We start from the raw sequence: 17,944 nt of genomic DNA, 5'->3' as shown, positions 1-17,944 counted from the left end.
GTTTGCCGCGGTCCGCGCGCCGCGATGCGATTCGACGGAAACAGGGGGGTTCGGCGGATGTCACCGCGGATTAGGATCGATTCTTGCGAACAGCGACACCGCAACCAGTGACACTTCGACCCGATAGAGGTGCCCCATGAGCAGGACAATTCGTGTGCCCGCCGCGGAACTCGCCGATCACGTGGGCGAATCCGTCGTCGGGTACGGCACCCTCACACAGGCGGGAGTGGTCCAGCCGGGCGGCGACCTCGTGGTCGCCGTTTTCGGCGTGGAAACCAACCGGCGCGAGAAATCTTTCACACCAGCGCAATTGGTCGAACTGGAGGTCGACGACTGACGGCGATGGGAGGCACGGCACGCGGACGACCGCCTCAGCCGATCAGCGCGTTCATAATCGTCCCCGCACTGGTGGCGATGACCCCGCCGAGCATGCCGCCGGCGACCATTTTCGCGGAAGCCAGTGGACCACCGTTCCACTTCTCCCAAGCGAATTTGCCCCCGGCATAGGTGATTCCGGCGACTCCCGAGAGAATCACGAACCACGTGAAATATCGGAAGAGCTGGAGGATTTTCTCCGAGTTCGGGGGAGCCTCGGGGACCGGGTCGTCCACCTGAGCCAGAAGAAATGTTTCGACTGCCGTATGGATCATCATTGATCTGTCTCCGTAGCGTTTCCACAGGACGAGTTATACGCAATCGCTATGACGTTCGAAGTATCGCGATCCGCGGGGCTCGCGTCAACCCTCCCCTGTGGCCGAGGACATCCGCCGCGCCATCGTTTCTCCGCCGCGAGCCGGTGTCAGACGGCCTCGGACGGGTAGTGCGTGCGTGTGAGTTATGACGCTGACGGCACAGCGGCCGGTGACATCGATCCGGTAGCCGCGCGGGCGGTGATCGAACAAGCCAAGGGCGCGGTGATGCTCGTCTACGGCCTCGACGCCGAGCAGGCGTTCGCCATCCTGCGCGTCCGATCCCAGGAAACCAACACCAAGCTGCGGGTTCTCGCGGCCAACGTGGTGGCCGAGCTTCCGTCGATCGGCCTGCCCGCCGTGACCGGCGAACTGCGCAGCCGGGTCGACCGGCTGCTGTCGACGGCACACGAGCAGGCTCGGTGACCAGCCGCGCACCGAATCGAGACACCGCCGCCGCCAGGTGCGGGGTCACCACGGCGCCCCGGCCGAACACCGTGTGCGGACATACGATTGTCCGGGTCTTGTCCGCGCTCGCCTGCCCCCGCGCTACCGCCTCTGGGCAACCGCGAAGACGCGCCGGAACGGCAGCCAGGTCGTGCCGTCGGCTCGCCGAGGGTAGGCGCTACGCAGCAGCGGCGCGAGTTGTGCGGTGAACTCCTGCCACTGCGCGTCGTCGAGCGCGCCGCGCACCGGTCGCAGCGCCGTGCCGGTCACCCACGCGAGCACGGGATCGTCACCGGTCAAGCGCTGCAAGTAGGTCGTTTCCCAGGCGTCGACCGCCCCGCCGGCCAGGTCGAGCAGGTCGGCGTACGCGCCAGGATCGAGTACCGCCCGCGGCTCGAGGATGCCCGCTCGGTCGAGGCTGTCGCGCCACTCGTCGCGGGCGGCCACCTGGCGGATCGCCCGATGCGTGGCGGCGTCGAAGTTCGCGGGTACTTGAACCGCCAGAAATGCACCCGAGGGGAGCTGACGCATCCATCGGGCCAGCAGATCGGGGTGTCCGGGCACCCAGTGGAGGACGGCATTACAGACGACGACATCGGTCTCCGGACTCGGCTGCCAGTCCTGCACCGCCCCGAGCGCGGCGTCGATCCCGCGCGCACGCGCGGCCGCGACCATTTCCGGCGACGAGTCGAGCGCTCGCACGATCGCGCCGGGCCAGCGCTGGGCGAGGACCGCCGTGAGGTGCCCAGGGCCGCAGCCCAGGTCCACCACCACCCGCGGTTCGTCCGCCGTCACCCGGGACAGCAGGTCGAAGAAGGGGCGGGAGCGATGGTCGTCGAACGCGAGGTATTGCTGAGGATTCCACACAGGCCACTCCGAGAGGCTCTACCAAACCGTACGTACGTACTGTACGCCTGCCGTGCATCCAGAGCTGTGTCCGCGGGGTCACCGACCTGCGATCGAGGCCGAGGCGGAAGGCCGACTGTCTATCACGGTTTCGTAACGAGGCAGCGTGGGTATTACATAGCTATGACGGATCACCGACCAACCCGGATCGCCGGTGTGGAACCGGGAACCGGCGCGCTCGCTTTGACCACGTGCCTTGCCTTTTCGATCGGCATCGCGACGCTTACCCAATCGGCGTTCGCCACCCTGGTGGCGTGCGTGAGCATTGTGGCGGGGCTCACGCTGGTACTGAACATCCTGCCGCACAAGGCGTAACCGCACGGACCTTGCCTCACCCGCCGAATCCTGGTGGCATAGCCGGGGTATCGACGTCAATCGGAGGCGGGCATGCTGTCGTTGCAGGAGATTTCGGATCGACTCGAGATCGAAGACCTGATGGTGCGATATTCGCACGCGGTCGACACCCGGCAGTGGGACCTGCTGGACGACGTGTTCACACCCGACGCCCACATCGATTACTCCGCCATGGGCGGCTCGGTGGGCGATCTGGCGGCGACGAAGGAGTTCCTCGCCTCCGTTCTGCCGAACTTTCCCGCCTTCCAGCACCTGATCAGCAACTCGTCCATCGAAGTCGACGGCGACACGGCCACCGGGCGGACGATGTGCCACAACCCGATGGTGGTGTCCGGCGGTGACGGGCCGCCGACGATGATGCTGTGCGGGCTCTGGTACCTCGACACGTTCGTCCGCGTAGACGGACGTTGGCGGATCAAGCAGCGCGTCGAAGAGAAGAGCTTCCTCTTCGTCGCGCCCTCCGCACCCGGCATGGGGTGACGTGGCGGCGGGTCGCCGCCCGGCCGCCCCTCAGCGTGTGGTCAGCGCCGAGGGCGTGTCGTCGGACGTCCGGACCGGCTCGCCGGATGACGGGTTCCCGCCCCGGGTGACGGAGCGCTTCCCGGCGAGCAGGAACAGCACGACCAGCACCACACTGAACCAGACGTAGGTGTTGCCGATGAAGTGCTGCCAGGGCGTCCACGCGGTTTCCCGGTGTTCGCCGTCGGGCAGCCAGTTGTGCGGTCCGATGACGAACACCGCCGCGGTGACCACGAACGTCACCCACCACCCGATCGCGCGCCGGACAGGCAGTCGGCTCGCATAGCCGACCACGGCGAACAGGGCGGGTGCGATCCACACCCAGTGGTGCGACCAGGAGATCGGCGAGACGAGCAGTGTGAAGACGGCATTGAGGGCCAGCGCGAGCGCGGGCAGGTCGGCGGCCCGGCGCATGGCGGCGACGACCAGGGCGAGCAGCAGCGCGCCGAGGACCAGCCAGATCACGGTGAACGCGGGCTCCGGCACTTCGAACCGCGAGAACACCGCCTGAATCGACTGATTGGTGTGGAAGGCCGAGCCGCTCAGTCCGGACACGTTGCCGAGACCACCGAACCAATACTTGACGGATTCCTTGGGGAGAATCGCGAAACCGAGCGCCGTCGCCGCCGCACCGGTGACGGCGGCGGTCGCGGCCGCGCGGTAGTCCCGGCGGACCAGGAAATAGAGCACGAACGCCGCGGGCGTCAGCTTGATCGCGGCCGCGATGCCGATCAGCATGCCCCGGGGCCAGCGCGGCTTGTGCGTGAGACAGTCGGCGGCGACCAGAGCCATCAGCAGTAGATTGACCTGACCGAAATCCAGCGTGGAGTGGATCGGCTCCAGCAGCAGCCCCAACGGAGTCGCGCACGCGGTGGCCCACGCCGCCAGCCGCCGCTGCGACTCGTCCGGCCAGACCCGCCGTGCCACCAGATAGAGCGTGAGAGCCAATGCGGCCACCGAGGAGACGAAGAAGCTCAGGGCGGCGACATCCCACGGCAGCATCGCGAAGGGACCCAGCGCGAGCGCGGCGAACGGCGGATAGATGAACGGCAGGCCCGCCCCGATGGTGGTCTGCGGTAGTTGCCCGTACATGTCGGCGCCGTGCCGCATGGCATCCACGCCCAGTCGATACACCTGCAGGTCGATGAACCCGCCGGTGATCTTGTGGAACGGCCAGACCGGTGTCAGGAGACAGAACGCGGAGAACGCGAGCGACAGGACCGGCGCCGCCCGCAGCACACGCCCGAGTCGACGGTTCTGGGACATCGGCGTTCCGGCGGTGGCGGTGACACTACTCATCCGCGGCGACTATACCGACCCATGTCACCTCGTTCAGCACGTGGGAGGGAGATTCGCGACGCGCGCGTGAGGGCCGCCGAAACGGGTAAGCCGCCACCAGCACGAGCGGCAGCGGAGTTCGGCGACGGCCGTCGCGGCCCCGCCGAAGGCAGGAGGCGGACAGTGACGAAGGCGCCCGGCGCCGCGATGTTCGTACCCGAGAACGCGGATCTGACGGGGCTGCGGCAAGCGGCCTGCGACTGTCGCGGGTGCGATCTCTACCGCCACGCCACGCAGACGGTCTTCGGCGCCGGTCCTCCGGACGCGGACGTGGTGCTGATCGGCGAGCAACCCGGCGATCAGGAGGACGTGACGGGGCAGCCGTTCGTCGGCCCGGCGGGGCGGCTGCTGGACCGGGCGCTGGCGGACGTCGGCATCGATCGCGACGCCGTCTATGTGACCAACGCGGTGAAGCATTTCAAGTTCGTGGAGCGCGGCAAGCGCCGGATTCACAAGCAGCCCGGCCGCACCGAGGTGGTCGCCTGTTCGGCGTGGCTCGACGCCGAGCTCGACCTCCTGCGCCCACGGTTGGTGGTGTGCCTCGGCGCGATCGCCGCGCAGGCGCTGCTCGGCCCTTCGTTCAAGGTCAGCGAACGCCGCGGTGAGGTCGTCGAGACCGCGGACTTCCGCGCGATCGCGACGGTGCACCCGTCGTCGGTACTGCGCGCGCCCGATCGGACCGCCGCCTATGACGGGTTCGTCGCCGATCTACGCATCGTGCGGGAGCAACTGGGAAAATCCGCGGCGACGCGCTGACTCGCGCGCGGCCCACGACAGGAGTGAGCGGATGAACGCCGGCGAAATCGACCCGGAACTGCTCGAACTGGCCACCAAGGTGTTCGACTTCGCCCGGCACGGAGATGCCGCGAGGTTGGCCGCCTACGTGGACGCCGGCGTGCCGGTCGATCTCACCAACGATGCCGGTGACACGCTGCTCATGCTCGCCGCCTACCACGGGCACCCCGACGCCGTGGCAGCGCTGCTGCAGCGGTCCGCCGATCCGAACCGGGCGAACGACAAGGGCCGGACTCCCCTGGCCGGAGCGGTGTTCAAGGGCGAGACCGAGATCGTGCGCCTGCTCGCCGCGGCGGGAGCCGACCCCGACGCGGGCACCCCGTCTGCCCGCGACGCCGCGGTCATGTTCGGCAAGAGCGAGTTGCTCGAACTGTTCGGCGCCTGAGCGCCCTACCCACGTCGGCGAACGGCGGTGACGGCCTTGCGCGCGGCGACCAGAACCGGGTCCCACACCGGGGAGAACGGCGGGGCGTAGCCGAGGTCGAGCATCGTCATCTGCTCCACCGTCATCCGGGCGGTCAGTGCGACCGCCGCGATGTCCACGCGTTTGCCCGCGCCCTCGCGGCCCACGATCTGTGCGCCGAGCAAGCGGCCGGTGAAACGTTCGGCGAGCATCTTCACCGTCATCGTCTGGGCGTCCGGGTAGTAGCCGGCGCGGTTGGTGGATTCCACCGTGACACTCACGTATTGCAGGCCCGCCGCGTGAGCGTCCTTCTCGCGGAGTCCCGTCCGGGCTACCTCCAGCTCGCATACCTTGCTGACCGCGGTGCCCACGACGCCGGGAAAGACCGCGTATCCCCCGCCGATGTTCGCGCCGATGATCTGACCGTGCTTGTTGGCATGGGTGCCCAGCGGAATGTGGCGTGCGCGGCCGGAGACCAGATCCAGCACCTCGACGCAATCACCGCCCGCCCAGATGTTCTCGTAACCGCGCACCCGCATGGCGAGGTCGGTCCGCAGCCCGCCGTACTGCCCCAGCGGCAGCCCGGCGGCGCGGGCGAGTTCGGTCTCCGGGCGCACGCCGATGCCGAGCACCACGACGTCCGCCGGGTACTCCGCGGTGTCGGTGACGACCGCGGACACCCGGCCGTCGGCACCGGTCCGCAGCTCGGCCACCTCCGCGTCGCCGACCACCTTGATGCCCATGCCGCACATGGCGTCGCGCACCAGGGCGCCCATATCGGGGTCGAGCGTGGACATCGGTTCCGGGCCGCGGTTGACCATCGTGACGTCGTAGCCGCGCCGGATGAGCGCCTCCGCCATCTCCACGCCGATGTAGCCTGCGCCGACCACGACGGCGCGGTTGCCGCGGGCCCGCTCCAGCGTCTGGAGCAAGGCTTGCCCGTCGTCGAGGGTCTGCACGCCGTGCACGCCATCGGCGTCGATGCCGGGCAGCGGTGGCCGCACCGGGCGGGCGCCGGTGGCGATCACCAGGTGGTCGTAGGGCAGCCAGGCCGACGCGCCGGTTTCCCGGTCGCGGTGCCGCACGCGGGCGCCGTCGACGTCGATCGCGGTCACCTCGGTGTGCAGTCGCAGGTCGATGTCGCGGGAGCGGTGTTCTGCCGGGGTGCGGGCGATCAGGGCGTCCCGCTCGTCGACATGGCCGCCGACCCAGTACGGGATGCCGCAGGCCGAGTAGGAGGCGAACCCGCCGCGCTCGAACACGACGATCTCCAGCGCGCTCGCGTCCTTCATCCGGCGCGCCTGCGACGCCGCCGACATGCCCGTCGCGTCACCGCCGATGACCACCAGTCGCTCGCTCATGGTCCCCACGCTACGTTCGGTGTCCCCTGCCCGGGGGCGGGACCCGTCGTTCCATGGATTTGCTGGTTGGGCTGCGGTTGACCGATCGGTACTTCACACTGATCTTCTGGCAAACGCGGTATGAGGGCAGCGTTTTCACCCGGGAGCACGACATGACCGACACCCGAACCCCTTCCGACGACGAACGTCGGCTCGCCGAACTGGGCTACAAACAAGAACTGGCCAGGTCCTGGTCGGGTTTCTCCAATTTCGCCATCAGTTTCACCATCGTGTCCATCTTGACCGGCGGATTGGCCAGTTACGGCATAGGTTTGGCCAATGGCGGCCCGATCACGATGGCCTGGGGGTGGCCGCTGGTCTCGGTCATGGTGCTGTTCGTGGGACTCGCCATGGCCGAGTTGGCCTCCGCTTATCCGACCTCCGGCGGGCTGTACTGGTGGGCCGCCGAGCTGGGCGGTCCGGTGTGGGGCTGGTTCACCGGATGGTTCAACTTGATCGGACAGATCGCCGTCACCGCGGCGATCGATTACGGCGCGGCCATCTTCACCACCGTCGTGCTGAACGTCGTCGGGATCGACATCGGCACCGACCGCACCGCGATCTTCCTGGTCTTCGCCGCCGTACTCGTGCTGCACGCCGTCCTGAACGTGCTCGGTCCCCATCTGTCGGCGGTGATCAACAACGTTTCCGCGTGGTGGCACGTCGGCGGCGTGGCGATCTTCGTGCTGGTCCTCGGGTTCGGCGCGCGACACCACCAGAGTGCTGAATTCGTCTTCACCGAGACGGTCGACAACAGCGCGATCGGATTCGGCGGGGTCGCGTTCAGTTTCCTGCTCGGCCTGCTGCACGCGCAATACACGTTCACCGGCTACGACGCGTCCGCGCACATGTCGGAGGAAACGCACGACGCATCGCGGATGGCGGCCAAAGGCATCATCAACACGATCGTCGTGTCGGCGATCGCCGGTTATCTGCTCATCATGGCGGTGACGTTCGCAATTCCGGATCTGGACGACGCGCTGGATCCCGGTAAGAACAGCGGTTACCCCGTGATCTATATCCTGGAGAACTCGTTGAACGGGTTCTGGTCGGGGCTGCTGCTGATCATCGCGGCGGTCGCGCAATTGTTCTGCGGGTATGCCTCGGTGACCTCCGCCTCGCGGATGCTGTTCGCCTTCGCGCGCGACGGCGCGGTGCCCGGATCGAGATTCTGGTCGCGGCTTTCCGCGCGGAAGGTGCCGGTGCACGCCGTGCTGTTCATCTCGTTCTTCGCGTTCGTGTTGCTGATTCCGTCGATGCTGGTGCCCCCGGCGAACGCACCGACCGCCTACGCCGCGGCCACCTCGATCGCGACCATCGGGCTCTATATCGCCTACGGCATTCCGATCCTGCTGCGGCAGCGGCACGGGGCTCGCTTCCGCACCGGCCCGTGGCGACTGGGTGCGTGGTACCGCCCGATCGGGGTCATCGCGCTCCTGTGGATCGCGCTGATCAGCGTGCTGTTCATTCTGCCCACCGACGCCCGCGGATACCCGTGGCACAGCGAATTCACCTGGACCGCCGTGAATTACGCGCCGATCACGCTGGTCGGCGTGGTGGGCGCGATCGGCATCTGGTGGCTGGTCTCGGCCCGGACCTGGTTCACCGGGCCGAAGCGGACGGTGGACGAGCCACCCGCCGACCAGCCGGAAGAACAGGCACCGGCCGAAGCCTGAAGCGCGAACGCGGCCGGGCGCGGCTTCCCGGTTCTGGCATGTCGAGTTTGTCGGCCTCGGTCGCTAGGGTGTGTCGGATGGAAAGGACCGACCTGGTGCGTTTCTCGCCCGCCGGGAGAATTGTGTTCCCGGGCAATCCGTGGCCGGAAGGGCACGCGATCGAAGAGTTCGCGTGGACCGGCCGCATGGACCAGGCCGGCGGCCTGTGGTTCGATCTGCACCTGCGTTCCGCGGCGTACGACGCCGAACGCGATCCCGCCGGCGGCGAGGAGACCTGCGAGGACTGGCTGTCGCCGATCGTCTGGCAGAACTATCACAGCTGCACGCTGTCGTCCACGTACTGGGGTGAGGACGACGCCACCGGGCTGCGCGCCGCCGCACCCGGCCGTCCCTTCCTGCTGAAATCCGAACAACCGCAACGTCTCACGGTCGATCCGCTGCCCCTCGCGCACGCCGACGACGTCGAATGCCTGGCGTTCAACATCTATCTGCTCGGGCACGACTCGGTCGCCGACCAGGAAGTGTTCTTCACCCGCCGCCCCGACGGCAGGCACGACATCGACTGGCAGGGCCGCATCGCGCTGACCTACGCGGGGCAGGGCGAATTCCGGTACCGATTCCGGGCTCGGATATCCGGCGCCACCCTCGAATACATCCGTTTCCCCGCGGAGATCTCCGCCGATCGAGCGCTTCGCCAACTCGGCGCCGTGCTCGACGCTCCCGACGAGTTCGAACTGGGCTTGGTCGACGGGCAGCCCGCGTGGGTTTCGAGAATTCCGAGGTAACTCCCGCGATTCGTCAACCGGCGGAATGGCCGGGCAGCACGCAGACCGAATCCAATCCGAGGACGTGATTCAGTCGGCCGAACGCCAGCCAGGAGCCGATGCTCATGCTCAGTTCGACCACTTCCGCCTGGCTGTAGTGGGCGAACATCCGGCTCCAGAATTCGTCGTCGAGATTGTGGTGGTCGGTGGCGTAGCGTTCGGCGTATTCGGCGGCGAGCCGGGTGCGTTCATCGAAGGCGTCGGTGGTGCGCCACTCGGTGACTGCCTCGGCGAATTCCGGTTCGACCTTCGCCCCGTCACGTTCGGTGCGCCAGTCCATGCAGAACAGGCAACCGTTGATCTGCGCGATGCGCAGCCGGGCCGCCTCGAACTCGCGCAGGCCGAGCGTGCTGTGCGAGTAGACCGACAGTGAGAAGTTCGAGGCGGCGACGCCGATGCCGGGCACCATTTCGCCCCAGACGTAGCCGATCGGATCCTTGCCCTCGGGAACGTCGATGATCATGGGTGCTTCCTTCCGAGTTTGCCGACCGCGGGACGCAGCGGGACGTCCAGTGCGTCGTAGAGTCCGGGTTTCGCCGCTACCAGCCAGTCGATGGCGCCGACCAGGCGGCCGACGGCCGTGGCGTTGCCGCCCGCGGAGCGGTTGCCGTGTTCGTCGGTCGCCTCGACGGTCACCTCGATGCGCGGGTGACCTTCGATGATCACGCGGTGCGCGCCCGCGCCGCCGTCGGCCGGCGCGGGCCAATCAGGTGCGCACGACGGATGGATGCGCGTGACGTGCTCGATGACCAGACGCGGTTGTCCGTCGACGATGCCCTGGACTTCGAAGCGCACGGCGCCCTGGGTACCCGCCGCGAACTCGCCCATGGACGTCGTGGTGACGGCGACCTCCAAGGCGCGCCGGTCCAGCGTCTCGCGGATCTCGTCGAGTTCCACACCGAGCGCCCGCGCCATGAGCCGGATCTGCCCGCCCCACACCATGGTCGGCACCGACGGCGCGAGCATCGGCGGCGGATAGTCCATCGGCTGCCCCATGCCGACCAGGTAGCGCACCGAGTCCGGCTGGTCGTAGGTGGAGTAGTCGAAGATCTCCTGGCAGCGGATCGACTCCACCGTGCTGCCGAGCCCGCTGATCAGGAGGGGCAGCACGTCGTTGCCCCATCCGGGGTCGATGCCGGAGACGAACAACGAGCCGCCGCCCTCGGCGATCGCGGCCAGCACCGGGTCGCGGATCTCGGGCGGTGCGTTGCGCGGGTCGTAGAGCGCGTAGAGCGCCGCCGTGACGACCACCGCGCCCCCGCGTAGCGCCCGCACGATGTCGGCGAGGGCGTCGTCGGGCCGGATATCACCGGAGGCCGCGTAGACGATCGCTTCCGGGCGGGCGTCGAGAACCCCGCCTACGTCGTCGGTGGCGGCGACGCCGAGTTCGCGGTCGAGCCCGGCGAGTTCACCCGCGTCACGGCCGACCTTCGCCGGATCGTGCACGAGCACCCCGGCCAAACGCAGCGCCGGGTGGGCGTCGACGGCCCGGATGGCCGCCCGGCCGACATTGCCGGTGCCCCAGACCACCGTGGAGATCATCGATCGAGCGTAGCAAGCGCTTGGTCGACTGGGCGCCGTTCCGCGGAAGGGCCTCCGGTCGATACGATGCCCCCATGGCGCACCCCGCCCCGCCGGTTCCGGGGGCGACGGTCGCAGCGGACCGATCGCCGATCGAAGCGCGGGGCATCGGAATCGCCGACGTGGTCGAGCGCTTCGCCGACGCCTGGCGGACGGCGGCGACTCCCCCGGATCTGGCCGACTATCTTCCGGACTCCCCCGCCATCCGCCGAGTGTCGCTGATCGAACTGATCAAGGTCGATCTGGCCAACCGGTGGGGCCGTGGAGCCGCTCCCAAACGGCTGGCCGACTACGCCGCCGAACTCCCGGAACTGCGCACCTGGCCGCTCCCGCCGGATCTGATCTACGAGGAGTTCCACGTCCGCAGGCAGGCGGGCGGCACGGTCGACGTCGCCGAGTACACCGCCGCCTACCCCGACCAGGCCGACCAGCTGTCGGAAATGCTCGCGACCGACGACTACCACAGCACGCTGATGACGGTCGCCCCCGAACCGGCGAACCTGGACGACCTCGCGGCCGGCCAGCGGATCGACGACTTCGACCTGATGACCGGCCTCGGCCGCGGCGCGTTCGCCCGGGTCTTCCTGGCGCGGCAGCGGTCGATGCAGCGGTTGGTCGCGGTGAAGATCTCCCGCGACAAAGGCGCCGAGCCCCAGACCCTGGCTCAGCTCGACCACGACTACATCGTGCGGGTGTTCGACCAGCGCGTGCTGGCGGACCGGAAACTGCGCCTGCTGTACATGCAGTACGTGCCGGGAGGGACGCTGTTCACGGTGCTCGAACGCGTCCGCGCGACACCGCAGGCCCAGCGCGGCGGAGCCATGCTGCTCGACGTCATCGACGGCGTACTCGCCGCGAAAGGTGAGATCCAACCCAGTGAATCGCCGCAGCGGGCCGAGCTGGCCGGGCTGACGTGGCCGGAGACCGTGGCATGGCTGGGGCGGCGCTTGGCCGAAGCGCTCGATTACGCGGGGCGGGCCGGTGTGCTGCACCGCGACGTCAAGCCCGCCAATGTGCTGCTCACCGCCGACGGGGTGCCCAAGCTGGCCGATTTCAATATCAGTTTCAGCGGCAACGTCGCCGGGGACAGCCCGCTGGCCTACTTCGGCGGCTCGCTGGCGTACATGTCGCCCGAGCAGCTCGCCGCGGTGCATCCGGATCTGCCCGCCACCGCCGAGGATCTGGACACTCGCAGCGATCTTTTCGCCCTCGCGGTCGTGCTCTGGGAACTGCTCACCGGCCGCAAACCGTTCGACGACGACGCGGCGGCCGGGGGCGACCGCACCGCCCTGGACGCCATGCTCCGACGCCGATCCCACAGCCCCCGCGCCCTGCCCTACTCGGATCTGCCCCCGGACTGCCCCGAGGCGTTGCAGCGTGCCCTCGTCCGTGCGCTCCATCCGAACCCCGCCGAACGGTGGTCGTCCGGCGCCGACATGGCCCAGCAGCTGGCGGTCTGTCTCGACGCCCGCGCCCGCGACCTCGTCGATCCGCCGCCCGGCAGCTGGCGGTTGCGCGCTCGCACGCTGAGACACCCGATCATGGCCCTGGCCGTCGGCGTACCCAATGCGCTCGCGATCCTCTACAGCTACAACCACAATCGCACCCTGATCATCGACAAACTCGACGCGCAGGCCCAGCACCGTTTCGACCAGATCGCGCTGGCGACCTACGCCGTGTGCTTCCTGATCGGCTTCGTGGCGACCAACCTGCTTCTGGCGGGGCTCTGGTCGATCGCGCGCGGGCTGCGGGAGGGGCGCTCGTACGACTCGGCGACCCTGGCGCGGGCCAGGGCCGACACCCTGCGGCTGGGCAGACGCAACGTCCTCACGTGCTTCGCGCTCTGGGCCATCGCGGGCGTGGCTGTCCCGGTGTCGGTGCGGGTGTCCGGCAATCAGATCACCGCGGCGTCCTACGTGCACTTCTTCCTCACCCAGATCGTCTGCGGCGCCATCGCGATGGCGTATCCCTATTTCTTGGTGACCTTCTACGCGTTGCGGTCGCTGTACCCGATGTTCCTTCCCCATGGCGGGCTCGGCGCCGAGGACGCGCGTCGCCTGCGGCAGCTCGACGCCGACAGCACGTACTTCCTCGCCGTCGCGGCCGCTGTGCCGCTGCTGGGCGTCGTGGGGGCGACGTTCATCCCACCGGAGGACATCCCCGCCGTCATACTGCCGCTGCGCGTGCTCTGCGCCGGTAGCGCGGCGGCGTTCGTCGGCGTGTACTGGCTGTTCCGGACGCTGGAAAAGGATTTGGCCGCACTGGGACGCCTCGCCGCCGGACATCGGTAGCCCGGAGCGGCGCCGGTCGCTGACGTACCGGCCGCGCGGCCGGACACGCCACTGTGCAGCATTGGGAAATGGGACGAACCCCCCGGTAGCGTTGGCGCTCGGGGCGTTACCTACCGCCAGGGGATTGCGGCGCAGTTCCGGTTCGCGGCGAGTACGGTATACCCCGCTGCCCGGCGCGGGGGCGGCGGCAGGGATCGGGTGGAAAGGCAGGCGCGCGACAGTGAACGAGCGGTATTCGTCGTGGGCTGCCCGGAATACGCCCGAAGAGCTGCCGCTGGCCGCGCGTTACCAGAGCGCGGATCCGATTCTCTGGCACGGCAGCATGGTCTACCCGATGTACACCGAGCAGGTCGGCCCCGCCCCCACCACCGTCGCCTTGACGATGATCTCGGCGGCGCCGCCTGCCGGGCTGCGCGGGCTCGGGATGGGGCTGTCGGTCGTCGACGGCTATCTCGACCTGCACGGACGTTCGCTCGCCGGAGTCGACGCGTGGAGCGACGCGCTGGCCGCGGGCGTCAGCTTCGCCGTCACGCCCACCGCGCCGGTGACCCTGGTGACCCTGACCCCGGTCTGGGTGGACGAATTCGGCACACAGAAGTCCTGGGCGGGCAACTACGGCATCGTCGTCGAGCACCAGCCCAACGGTCGCGTCGTGCTGTGGTGCAGCATCGGCGAGGGACCGCCGAACTTCGCGAACTTGGTCGTGGAGCTGTCCACCGCTCCCACACCCCTTCCGCCGGAGGCGCCGGCCCCCGCCGCGCCCGCGAGGGCTCCGATCGGCATGAGCCCGCTCGGCCCGCGTTCCTCCGCTTTCGCGGGTCCACCCACCGCGCCGACCATGCCGGTTCCGCGAATCGACGCCGGCTCGCCTGCGACCGCATCCGCGGCACCGACGGAGCGGCCTGCCGCCGAACCGTCCGCGTCCGCGGGTGCGGTGAACGGCCGACTGAGCCAGAGCCCGCAGCCTCGACACTCCGGCAACCTTTTCGTGAACGTGCAGTCGTCTCGGGCAGCACGGCCCGTTCCGGAAACTCCGCGCACAGTTCTCGGAGACCGGGCTCCGAACGACACACTCGCAGCGCCGAGCCCGTTCGCCGGACACTCCGCAACGGACGCCGCGCACGATGCGCCCGACCCATTCGCCACCGGCGCCCCGGTCGAAGCGGAGCGCGTCGCGCCTCCGCCGGCCCCGCTTGTCCCGTCCGCACAGGCCGAAGTACCTTCCCGAAGATTCGATCACCATCCCCGGACCGCGCACGAGAGATCGACGGCGGACTCGTACGGCACGTTCGGACCGCCGGTCGCGCACACGCATCCGCCCGAAGACCCAGCACGCTCCATCACCGCCCTATCGATCAGCGACGCACCGCCTGGCCCCGACTTTCCGCCACCGCCTCGGCCCGTGCCGAATGCCGGTCGCACCGAATCCGACCCGCTATCAGCAAACCCCTGGACCGCAGCGGACGCGTATCACGCACTCGACCCCACCGGCAGACACCCGCAACCCCAGGCGGAGACTTCGCCCTCGCATTCCAGGCCTGGACCGGCAGACCCGCACGGCATGCAAGCTATCCCGGGGTCTGCCGCTACCCCACCCCCGGCAGAGCAGCCGGGCACCGATTCCAGTCCGCTGGTCACGGATTCCTGGACCGCGGCCGAGGCGTACCACGCATTCGACCCCACCGGCACACACCCGCAACCCCGAGCCGAGACTTCGCCTCCCGATTCCCGTGCCGCGCCGGTGGACCAGCACCTCGCCCCTGCGGCGTCCGCCCTCGGCGGACAGGTTTCGCACCCACCCGCAGCGGACGCACCCGCGCGTGAACCCGGTCCGGCCGTCGCGAACACCCGCCCCGCGGCGAGTACACCGATGACACCGCCGAGCCTCGACGTTTCCACCGCACCGGCTCCCGACGGCTTTCCGCAGCGCGCCCAACGATCCGCGACGGTCGATGCCCCGCGCCCGAGCAAGTCCAGTCAGTCGGGCGATCCCGGGTTTCGCGGTGCGCTCTACGACCTGGGTGTCGCGATGTACCGCCGGGGCGAGGAAGAACAGGCGTGCGGATTGTGGGCCCAGGCTTCCGAGGCCGGACACGCCGGCGCCGCCTACGAGCTGGGCATGGTGCGCCTGCGGCGCGGCGATCCGGTCGGAGCCGAATCCTGGTGGCGCACCGCCGCCGACCGCCGCGAGCCGCGCGCCATCGCCGAACTCGCCGATCTGCTCGACCAGCTCGGCAAGCACGCGGAGGCCAAGTCCTGGCGGACCTTCGCCGCCGAGCTGCAGGATCCGGACGTGGTGGATCAGCCGACGTCCCGCTGAGCCCGAAAAGAACTGGCACCCGGCGGCGCGCCTGTCGTACGGTGCCGGACATGGGTGGCAATCCTGGCATGAACGGAGCGTGCGCGGCCGGCGCGTATTACATCCGGCTGCGTACGGAGGCCTGGCCCGCGCCGGCGCACCGTATCGCTCCGATCTGCTGAATCGTTCGAGCGGAATCCGCATCGGCGGCCGGTAGCGGCCGCCGAACTCTTCGTGCCCCGGCATGGGTCCAGGCGAATCGACCTTCCCGATTCGACCACTCCGTTCGGAGGACACCCATGTCCCGCCATCGTTCCCTGCCGCGCGCCCGCAGCCGTGGGAGCCGTCCCGCGACCACGCGGAAACTGCTGTCGCAGAACTTCCTCTCCGATGCCGGCGTCGCCCGGCTGATCGTGCACGCCTCGGGCGTCACCGCCGACGACCTCGTCCTCGAAGTCGGACCCGGTGACGGCATGCTGACCAGGCGATTGCTCGACGCGGGCAGCCGCGTTCACGCCTACGAGAAGGACCCGCGTTATGCGGCGCTGCTGGGTCGCCGGTACGCGGACGACCCGCGAATAGCCGTGCAGCACCGCGATTTCCGCACGGTGCGCCCGCCACGGGAGCCGTTCGCGGTCGTGGCCAACGTGCCGTTCGCCATCACGACCGACATCGTGCGCTGGTGCCTGGCCGCGCGCTGGCTCACCTCCGCCACCCTGCTCACCCAACTCGAGTTCGCGCGCAAGCACTCCGGCGACTACGGCCGGTGGACCAAACTCACCGTCGGCCACTGGCCCACGACGGCGATCGAATCGGGCGCGCGCGTCGGCAGGCACAGCTTCCATCCGGTGCCGCGAGTCGACGCCGCGATTCTGCGGTTGCGAAACCGGCCCGCTCCGCTGCTGCCGCGCGAGTGGATCGGTGATTATCGCAGGCTGGTCGAGCTCGGTTTCTCCGGTGCCGGGGGCAGCGTGGCAGCGTCGTTGCGGCGCGAATTCCCCGCCCGTGCCGTCCACCGCGCATGCGGCGCGGCAGGCATCCCGCTCGATCAGCCGGTCGGACTCGTCTCCCCCGATCGCTGGCTGACGCTGTACCGCGCGTTGCGCGCCTGATCGGAACGGTACTTGCTACACGAACGTATCGGATACATTCATGCATCGAGACGAGGACAGGAGCAGCGTGACCAACTTCGGCGACTACCAGAACGAGATCTACTTCCAAGGGCTCGGCGGCGTGCTGCCGGATTTCCCGATGACGTACGCCGAGCTGGAAGCGAAGGCTCGAGCGGCCCTGCCACCGAGCATCTGGTCGTATGTGGCGGGCGGGGCCGGCGACGAGCTCACCCAGCGGTCCAATGTGACGGCTTTCGAGAAACTGGGCCTGGTCCCCCGCATGCTGCGCGCGAGCAAGACTCGCGACCTGTCCATCCAGCTGTTCGGGATGACGCTGCCGACGCCGGTCTTCCTGGCCCCGGTCGGCGTGATCGGCTTGTGCGCCCAGGACGGGCACGGCGACATCGCCACGGCGAAGGCCGCAGCCCGCACCGGCGTCCCCATGATCGCCTCCACCCTCACGGTGGATCCGCTGGAGGACGTGGCGGCGGAGTTCGGCGACACCCCGGGCATGTTCCAGCTCTACACCCCCACCAACCGAGACCTCGCGCAAAGCCTGGTCCGGCGGGCCGAGGTCGCGGGCTTCAAGGCCATCGTGGTCACCTTGGACACCTGGGTGCCCGGCTGGCGCCCGCGCGATCTGGCGGTCTCCAATTTCCCCCAACTGCGCGGGCACTGCCTGGCCAATTACTTCAGCGATCCGGTGTTCCGCGGCCTGCTGGCCAGTCCGCCCGAGCAGGACCCGAAAACCGCCATCCTGACCTGGATCTCACTGTTCGGTAACGCGTTGACCTGGGACGATCTGGCGTGGCTCCGGTCACTGACCGACCTGCCGCTGGTGCTGAAGGGCATCTGTCATCCCGACGACGCGCGGCGCGCCAAGGACGCGGGCGTCGACGGCATCTACTGCTCAAATCACGGCGGCAGGCAGGCCAATGGGGGCATCCCGGCGATCGAGCATCTGCCGGAGGTGGTGGCGGCCGCCGACGGCCTGCCCGTGCTGTTCGACTCCGGCATCCGCACCGGCGCCGACATCGTCAAAGCGCTGGCGCTCGGCGCGACGGCCGTGGGGATCGGCCGTCCCTATCCCTACGGACTCGCCCTGGGCGGCGTCGACGGCCTCGTGCACGTGGTGCGGTCGCTGCTCGCCGAGGCGGATCTGCTGATGGCGGTGGACGGGTACCCGTCGATCGCCGACCTCGGGCCGGAGGCGATCCGGCGGCTGGTCTGACCTCCGCGCAGAGCCCGGGAGGCCATGCGAAACGCCCCGCGCGTGCGGGGGGGCCCCGGTGGGGGGGGGGCGCACCCCC

The 17,944-nt window shown here is 69.1% G+C and carries 18 protein-coding genes; 12 read left to right on the top strand and 6 right to left on the bottom strand.

Annotation, left to right across the window (positions count from 1 at the left end; translation table 11 throughout):
* Positions 1 to 136: 136 nt before the first annotated feature.
* Positions 137 to 337 (top strand): hypothetical protein, encoded by a 201-nt coding sequence (locus ABZ552_RS25060; protein ID WP_159840543.1) that lies wholly within the window; start codon positions 137 to 139, stop codon positions 335 to 337.
* 34 nt (positions 338 to 371) lie between these two features.
* On the opposite strand, the gene ABZ552_RS25055 is transcribed toward ABZ552_RS25060, so the two are convergent.
* Positions 372 to 653 carry a hypothetical protein gene (locus ABZ552_RS25055; RefSeq protein ID WP_281879923.1) on the bottom strand — a complete coding sequence of 94 codons (282 nt, stop codon included), beginning with the start codon at positions 651 to 653 and terminating at the stop codon, positions 372 to 374.
* Positions 654 to 830: 177 nt separating this feature from the next.
* Between ABZ552_RS25055 and ABZ552_RS25050 the strand changes: the two genes are divergently transcribed.
* The gene (locus ABZ552_RS25050; RefSeq protein ID WP_350356387.1) at positions 831 to 1,115 is read left to right on the top strand and encodes an ANTAR domain-containing protein; all 285 of its coding nucleotides are present in this window, start codon (positions 831 to 833) and stop codon (positions 1,113 to 1,115) included.
* A 123-nt stretch (positions 1,116 to 1,238) separates the two neighbouring features.
* Here the strand turns inward: ABZ552_RS25050 and ABZ552_RS25045 are convergent, their stop codons facing one another.
* Positions 1,239 to 2,003 (bottom strand): trans-aconitate 2-methyltransferase, encoded by a 765-nt coding sequence (locus ABZ552_RS25045; RefSeq protein WP_281879922.1) that lies wholly within the window; start codon positions 2,001 to 2,003, stop codon positions 1,239 to 1,241.
* A 162-nt stretch (positions 2,004 to 2,165) separates the two neighbouring features.
* Here ABZ552_RS25045 and ABZ552_RS25040 point away from each other — a divergent pair, with 162 nt between their 5' ends.
* Both ABZ552_RS25040 and ABZ552_RS25035 read left to right on the top strand, forming a co-directional pair.
* Positions 2,166 to 2,357, top strand: a complete 192-nt coding sequence (locus ABZ552_RS25040) for a hypothetical protein (protein WP_228829632.1) — start codon at positions 2,166 to 2,168, stop codon at positions 2,355 to 2,357.
* A gap of 72 nt (positions 2,358 to 2,429) precedes the next feature.
* Positions 2,430 to 2,876: a nuclear transport factor 2 family protein gene (locus tag ABZ552_RS25035; protein ID WP_281879921.1), complete on the top strand. Its 447-nt coding sequence runs from the start codon at positions 2,430 to 2,432 to the stop codon at positions 2,874 to 2,876.
* Positions 2,877 to 2,906: 30 nt separating this feature from the next.
* Here the strand turns inward: ABZ552_RS25035 and ABZ552_RS25030 are convergent, their stop codons facing one another.
* On the bottom strand, positions 2,907 to 4,214 hold the full coding sequence (locus ABZ552_RS25030; RefSeq protein ID WP_281879919.1) for a glycosyltransferase 87 family protein: 1,308 nt from the start codon (positions 4,212 to 4,214) through the stop codon (positions 2,907 to 2,909).
* A gap of 162 nt (positions 4,215 to 4,376) precedes the next feature.
* On the opposite strand from ABZ552_RS25030, the gene ABZ552_RS25025 reads away from it, so the two are divergent.
* Positions 4,377 to 5,009 carry a UdgX family uracil-DNA binding protein gene (locus tag ABZ552_RS25025; RefSeq protein ID WP_281879918.1) on the top strand — a complete coding sequence of 211 codons (633 nt, stop codon included), beginning with the start codon at positions 4,377 to 4,379 and terminating at the stop codon, positions 5,007 to 5,009.
* 31 nt (positions 5,010 to 5,040) lie between these two features.
* The gene (locus ABZ552_RS25020; protein WP_281879917.1) at positions 5,041 to 5,433 is read left to right on the top strand and encodes an ankyrin repeat domain-containing protein; all 393 of its coding nucleotides are present in this window, start codon (positions 5,041 to 5,043) and stop codon (positions 5,431 to 5,433) included.
* A gap of 5 nt (positions 5,434 to 5,438) precedes the next feature.
* On the opposite strand, the gene ABZ552_RS25015 is transcribed toward ABZ552_RS25020, so the two are convergent.
* Positions 5,439 to 6,812 carry an FAD-dependent oxidoreductase gene (locus tag ABZ552_RS25015; RefSeq protein WP_357440093.1) on the bottom strand — a complete coding sequence of 458 codons (1,374 nt, stop codon included), beginning with the start codon at positions 6,810 to 6,812 and terminating at the stop codon, positions 5,439 to 5,441.
* A 53-nt stretch (positions 6,813 to 6,865) separates the two neighbouring features.
* On the opposite strand from ABZ552_RS25015, the gene ABZ552_RS25010 reads away from it, so the two are divergent.
* Together ABZ552_RS25010 and ABZ552_RS25005 are read left to right on the top strand one after the other, a co-directional pair.
* Positions 6,866 to 8,527 carry an amino acid permease gene (locus ABZ552_RS25010; protein WP_357440090.1) on the top strand — a complete coding sequence of 554 codons (1,662 nt, stop codon included), beginning with the start codon at positions 6,866 to 6,868 and terminating at the stop codon, positions 8,525 to 8,527.
* A 77-nt stretch (positions 8,528 to 8,604) separates the two neighbouring features.
* On the top strand, positions 8,605 to 9,312 hold the full coding sequence (locus tag ABZ552_RS25005; protein WP_281879914.1) for a hypothetical protein: 708 nt from the start codon (positions 8,605 to 8,607) through the stop codon (positions 9,310 to 9,312).
* 13 nt (positions 9,313 to 9,325) lie between these two features.
* On the opposite strand, the gene ABZ552_RS25000 is transcribed toward ABZ552_RS25005, so the two are convergent.
* Together ABZ552_RS25000 and ABZ552_RS24995 are read right to left on the bottom strand one after the other, a co-directional pair.
* Positions 9,326 to 9,814, bottom strand: coding sequence for a carboxymuconolactone decarboxylase family protein (locus tag ABZ552_RS25000; RefSeq protein ID WP_281879913.1), 489 nt, complete (start codon positions 9,812 to 9,814; stop codon positions 9,326 to 9,328).
* Positions 9,811 to 10,893 (bottom strand): dihydrodipicolinate reductase, encoded by a 1,083-nt coding sequence (locus ABZ552_RS24995; RefSeq protein ID WP_357440086.1) that lies wholly within the window; start codon positions 10,891 to 10,893, stop codon positions 9,811 to 9,813. Before ABZ552_RS24995 ends, ABZ552_RS25000 begins: the two co-directional genes overlap by 4 nt.
* Before the next feature lie 74 nt (positions 10,894 to 10,967).
* Here ABZ552_RS24995 and ABZ552_RS24990 point away from each other — a divergent pair, with 74 nt between their 5' ends.
* The 4 genes from ABZ552_RS24990 (at position 10,968) to ABZ552_RS24975 (ending at position 17,865) form a co-directional block, all read left to right on the top strand.
* Complete coding sequence (locus ABZ552_RS24990; protein WP_357440083.1) at positions 10,968 to 13,223, top strand: serine/threonine-protein kinase; 2,256 nt, start codon at positions 10,968 to 10,970, stop codon at positions 13,221 to 13,223.
* Between the two features lie 220 nt (positions 13,224 to 13,443).
* Positions 13,444 to 15,543 (top strand): hypothetical protein, encoded by a 2,100-nt coding sequence (locus tag ABZ552_RS24985; protein ID WP_357440080.1) that lies wholly within the window; start codon positions 13,444 to 13,446, stop codon positions 15,541 to 15,543.
* A 278-nt stretch (positions 15,544 to 15,821) separates the two neighbouring features.
* Entirely contained in the window at positions 15,822 to 16,634 is an 813-nt protein-coding gene (erm, locus tag ABZ552_RS24980) for a 23S ribosomal RNA methyltransferase Erm (protein ID WP_281879909.1), read from the top strand.
* 67 nt (positions 16,635 to 16,701) lie between these two features.
* A complete protein-coding gene (locus tag ABZ552_RS24975; RefSeq protein ID WP_357440077.1) occupies positions 16,702 to 17,865 on the top strand; it encodes a lactate 2-monooxygenase in 1,164 nt (387 codons plus the stop codon).
* The last annotated feature ends 79 nt before the right edge of the window (positions 17,866 to 17,944 follow it).

Source organism: Nocardia sp. NPDC019219, from assembly GCF_040632645.1.
Classification (GTDB): domain Bacteria; phylum Actinomycetota; class Actinomycetes; order Mycobacteriales; family Mycobacteriaceae; genus Nocardia; species Nocardia sputorum.
Note: the sequence above shows the minus strand (reverse complement) of the source record. Positions and strands in the feature narration are given on the sequence as shown.

Excerpts from the sequence above, each read along its gene's own strand:
- ABZ552_RS24990 (WP_357440083.1), top strand. The coding sequence starts at position 10,968 with ATGGCGCACCCCGCCCCGCCGGTTCCGGGGGCGACGGTCGCAGCGGAC.
- ABZ552_RS25060 (WP_159840543.1), top strand. The coding sequence starts at position 137 with ATGAGCAGGACAATTCGTGTGCCCGCCGCGGAACTCGCCGATCACGTG.
- ABZ552_RS25035 (WP_281879921.1), top strand. The coding sequence starts at position 2,430 with ATGCTGTCGTTGCAGGAGATTTCGGATCGACTCGAGATCGAAGACCTG.
- ABZ552_RS25020 (WP_281879917.1), top strand. The coding sequence starts at position 5,041 with ATGAACGCCGGCGAAATCGACCCGGAACTGCTCGAACTGGCCACCAAG.
- ABZ552_RS25010 (WP_357440090.1), top strand. The coding sequence starts at position 6,866 with ATGGATTTGCTGGTTGGGCTGCGGTTGACCGATCGGTACTTCACACTG.
- ABZ552_RS25055 (WP_281879923.1), bottom strand. The coding sequence starts at position 653 with ATGATGATCCATACGGCAGTCGAAACATTTCTTCTGGCTCAGGTGGAC.
- ABZ552_RS25015 (WP_357440093.1), bottom strand. The coding sequence starts at position 6,812 with ATGAGCGAGCGACTGGTGGTCATCGGCGGTGACGCGACGGGCATGTCG.
- ABZ552_RS25000 (WP_281879913.1), bottom strand. The coding sequence starts at position 9,814 with ATGATCATCGACGTTCCCGAGGGCAAGGATCCGATCGGCTACGTCTGG.
- ABZ552_RS24995 (WP_357440086.1), bottom strand. The coding sequence starts at position 10,893 with ATGATCTCCACGGTGGTCTGGGGCACCGGCAATGTCGGCCGGGCGGCC.
- ABZ552_RS25030 (WP_281879919.1), bottom strand. The coding sequence starts at position 4,214 with ATGAGTAGTGTCACCGCCACCGCCGGAACGCCGATGTCCCAGAACCGT.
- erm (WP_281879909.1), top strand. The coding sequence starts at position 15,822 with ATGTCCCGCCATCGTTCCCTGCCGCGCGCCCGCAGCCGTGGGAGCCGT.
- ABZ552_RS25005 (WP_281879914.1), top strand. The coding sequence starts at position 8,605 with ATGGAAAGGACCGACCTGGTGCGTTTCTCGCCCGCCGGGAGAATTGTG.
- ABZ552_RS25040 (WP_228829632.1), top strand. The coding sequence starts at position 2,166 with ATGACGGATCACCGACCAACCCGGATCGCCGGTGTGGAACCGGGAACC.